Annotated in this window: 4 protein-coding genes; 3 read left to right on the top strand and 1 reads right to left on the bottom strand. The window is 35.2% G+C overall.

Going from position 1 to position 3,088, the window contains the following annotated elements; genetic code table 11:
• The first annotated feature begins 87 nt into the window (after positions 1-87).
• From D6734_00990 to D6734_00980, 3 genes are all read left to right on the top strand, one after another.
• The gene (locus D6734_00990; GenBank protein ID RMF97993.1) at positions 88-972 is read left to right on the top strand and encodes a 4Fe-4S dicluster domain-containing protein; all 885 of its coding nucleotides are present in this window, start codon (positions 88-90) and stop codon (positions 970-972) included.
• A 51-nt stretch (positions 973-1,023) separates the two neighbouring features.
• Complete coding sequence (locus D6734_00985) at positions 1,024-1,728, top strand: hypothetical protein (GenBank protein RMF97992.1); 705 nt, start codon at positions 1,024-1,026, stop codon at positions 1,726-1,728.
• A gap of 79 nt (positions 1,729-1,807) precedes the next feature.
• The gene (locus tag D6734_00980; GenBank protein RMF97991.1) at positions 1,808-2,563 is read left to right on the top strand and encodes a coproporphyrinogen III oxidase; all 756 of its coding nucleotides are present in this window, start codon (positions 1,808-1,810) and stop codon (positions 2,561-2,563) included.
• A 272-nt stretch (positions 2,564-2,835) separates the two neighbouring features.
• Here the strand turns inward: D6734_00980 and D6734_00975 are convergent, their stop codons facing one another.
• Positions 2,836-3,048, bottom strand: a complete 213-nt coding sequence (locus D6734_00975; protein ID RMF97990.1) for a hypothetical protein — start codon at positions 3,046-3,048, stop codon at positions 2,836-2,838.
• Positions 3,049-3,088: the final 40 nt, after the last annotated feature.

Below are 3,088 nucleotides of genomic sequence, written 5' to 3'. Positions count from 1 at the left end.
CCACACATTTTACATTTAACTTATTGACAGAAACAGAATTATTTTTAAAAGTGAACATTATTAATTTATGTTCGAAAGGAGATTTGTATGGAGTGGGACAAAGAAGCATTAGATTTTTTTGACAATAATGTAATTGCAGGACCGCCACAATTAGAACTTAGAAAAATCTATACCGAAAAGATTGCAAGGCAAAGGAAAAAGTCAAAGGTTACGAAAGAAGATGTGGAGCAATGTATCAAAGACTACGAAGAATTCTTTGGGAAGGATTTTACGCAAAAGTTATGCAGTTGTATGGCTAAAGGAGAGATGCCTGAAGTACCCCCTACTCAAAAAGAAGGTGTCCCCTGTCTATATCAAATTGAAACCTGCCACTCAAAATATTTTGGGTGTCCTTCTCAAATTATAGATGTAAAAGAGCTTGTCTATCCGCTTATAGACAAATTGGAAGAATCCAAGATTACAGAAATCCTTGCAGACAAATCACATGGACCTCTCCTTTCCCATAATAAATTCACCATCTCCATATCGAGCTGTGCAAATGTATGTACAGGCGCAGAATCTAAGGATTTTGGAGTTTGGGGAGTTGAAAAACCAAAAGTCAATGATGATGTGGAATGTATAGACTGCAAACAATGTATGCACGCCTGTTGGGATTCAGCAGTTTATTTCGAAGAGGCAAAGAAACCGCAGATAAACGAAGTGCTGTGCAAACTTTGTGGCGCATGTATCAAAGCCTGTCCCACAGGCACAATCTCTTCAGAAAAGATTGGTTATCGCATCCTCGTTGGAGGGACATTCGGTAGAATGCAGACAATCGGAAAAGAAATATTCAAAATGGGTTCCAAGGAGGATATTTTTAAAACTCTCGATGCAGTGATTGAAATGATAAAGGAAAAGCAGGATAAAGAACATTTTCTGGCTCAAGTCCTGCAAAAAGCAGGAATAGAATATATAACAAGCAGAGTTTTTTAATGACCTGCAAGATTAACTATCAAAACAAATTTAAATTAATGGGAGAGACCGATGAAAGCAATTCCTTATTTTGATGAAATTCTTGATGGCATCAAACCAATGAATCCTGTTGAAATGAAAGAATACAAAGGTAATGACATTTCAGAATTTAGAAAAATCGAAACCGATATGATGACGCAGGAAATCATCTGCTACTCTGCTGACAAGATAGACAAAATTGTTACTATGAAATCTACAATTTTAGGCGGTAAACTCATTGTATGGGCAACCAATATCGTGCCATCAGACGAATACGACCTTCCTATATTTTCATCAGAGTTAGTGCAGGGAAGCCATATAAGCTTGAGAGTTGACCTTATTCCAACAGCTGACTGCGGAAGAGATATAAATTACTTAAAGAAATATGTAGAGCCAATTCAACCGCTCTGGGAGAAATATAAAGATATCGAGGGAATGTGTTTGGAAAGATATTTATGGTTTAGAGTTATGCTCTCTCCTTTCTATACCTGCGGTAAATTCAAATATGAGCAGGAAGGCATTGAAGACAAGTGCCTTGAAATTACAAAAGATTACCTAAATCTATACGTCAAGTTTTGGCAGGAAGCAGAAAAACAAAATTCCGAATATATGAAATCTCTTGTTGAGAGAAAAAGAAAGATGTTTGAGACATTGAGAGAAAATGACCCCGGTGGCGGCCCACTGAAAAAAGCTCTTGGAGAAGAAAAAGCTGAAATTATTCTTTCATTGCTCTTTTAATTTTTTCTGCTTAATAAAAGAAGGACAAAAAATGAAAACACAGATTTTTTCCTGACAAATCAATTATGAGAGGTGGAATATGCTTGATGACACATATCTAATCGATTTAAAAAAGAGGTTCATAGATACCATTGATAAATACAATGATGACGCCCCTTTTGAGACAAAGAAATGGGATTTCCTCAAAAATGAGGGATGCGCAGAAACAAATGTAAGCAGAGGAAATTTTTTCGAAAAAGCGGTGGTTTCAACTGTAAAAGCAACAGTAACTCTACCCGATAATCAACATCCAAGCACCATTCAATGGCTTGGGATTCAGACTTTCCCGTCAAATCCTCTTGTACCTGCATTGGTAGGAGTCTTTGAACATGTTTCTGAAAAGGGAGGAGAATTCTGTCCTGCTTTCTATGATGTTTATCCGGTAATTCCCTATGAAGAGGATAAGGAATATTTGAAAACCCTGATTGAAGATGCCGCAATAAAACATAACAGAGAATATAAAGAGCTTGCTGAGGGGTATAAGAAAATGTTCAGAGTAAAAGAAACGGGGATTGGAATTGGTTACGGCATCGGTGTTGCATTAGGTCCCGAAGAAACAGATTCAGAATATTACAAGTCATCAGCTGAAGCTATATTCAAAGGTTATTTTGATATTGTTGAAAAAAGAAAAAATGAAAAACCAAAGCCCGAGCATTTTGACGAGATGTTCAAACAGAGGCGTGAATGGGTTCGTTTTACTTTTATGGAAAATCGTTTTTTCTTAGGAGGACTTCAAGTAGGTGTGCCCGCAGAATGTTTTATGCTTCATATGCTTCCACCAGTGGTAAAGTTTTAAAAATTTTAAAATGGAATTTTTAAGAGGATAGGTGAATTTCTTCAACACTCTATTTCTCCTAAACAAATTTTTTCCAATTTCATTTTAAAAATATTTGTATAAATGTCATTCACCCGCCGGGCTTGCTTTACCATTAGTTTTTCATCTCTTTATCAAGATGCAGTAAATATACAGATGCATCTGTCCTCAACTATCAAATCCTTTGAAAGATGTATGTATTTAACCTTTATAATTACAAGGTAGGAATATATAAAACTAACAGTAGCTTTAAATTAGAGGTCTTTTTTATTCTTATTTTTATTATACTCCATCAGAGCTGTTTCAAGGTCTTCATAACTTCGAATAAAATCATCGAGCTCTTGACTGTGTTTTGCTTTTAAGTAATAATCGATTGCAATGAAGATGGCAGTTTCTTCTGTTTCGGCAGAAGAATATTTTAGAAGCTCTTTCAATGTTTTAGAATCTATATTTAGCTCAATTTTCATTTATTCGTAATATTATATTTTTTTTGTTAAATAAAAAAAT

It is taken from the genome of Candidatus Schekmanbacteria bacterium (assembly GCA_003695725.1).
GTDB lineage: Bacteria > Schekmanbacteria > GWA2-38-11 > GWA2-38-11 > J061 > J061.
The sequence above is the reverse complement of the archived record's forward strand: the minus strand, read 5'-3'. Positions and strand labels throughout refer to the sequence as shown.

Bases quoted from the DNA above. Each gene is read 5' to 3' on its own strand.
- D6734_00975 (RMF97990.1), bottom strand. From the start codon at position 3,048: ATGAAAATTGAGCTAAATATAGATTCTAAAACATTGAAAGAGCTTCTA.
- D6734_00985 (RMF97992.1), top strand. From the start codon at position 1,024: ATGAAAGCAATTCCTTATTTTGATGAAATTCTTGATGGCATCAAACCA.
- D6734_00980 (RMF97991.1), top strand. From the start codon at position 1,808: ATGCTTGATGACACATATCTAATCGATTTAAAAAAGAGGTTCATAGAT.
- D6734_00990 (RMF97993.1), top strand. From the start codon at position 88: ATGGAGTGGGACAAAGAAGCATTAGATTTTTTTGACAATAATGTAATT.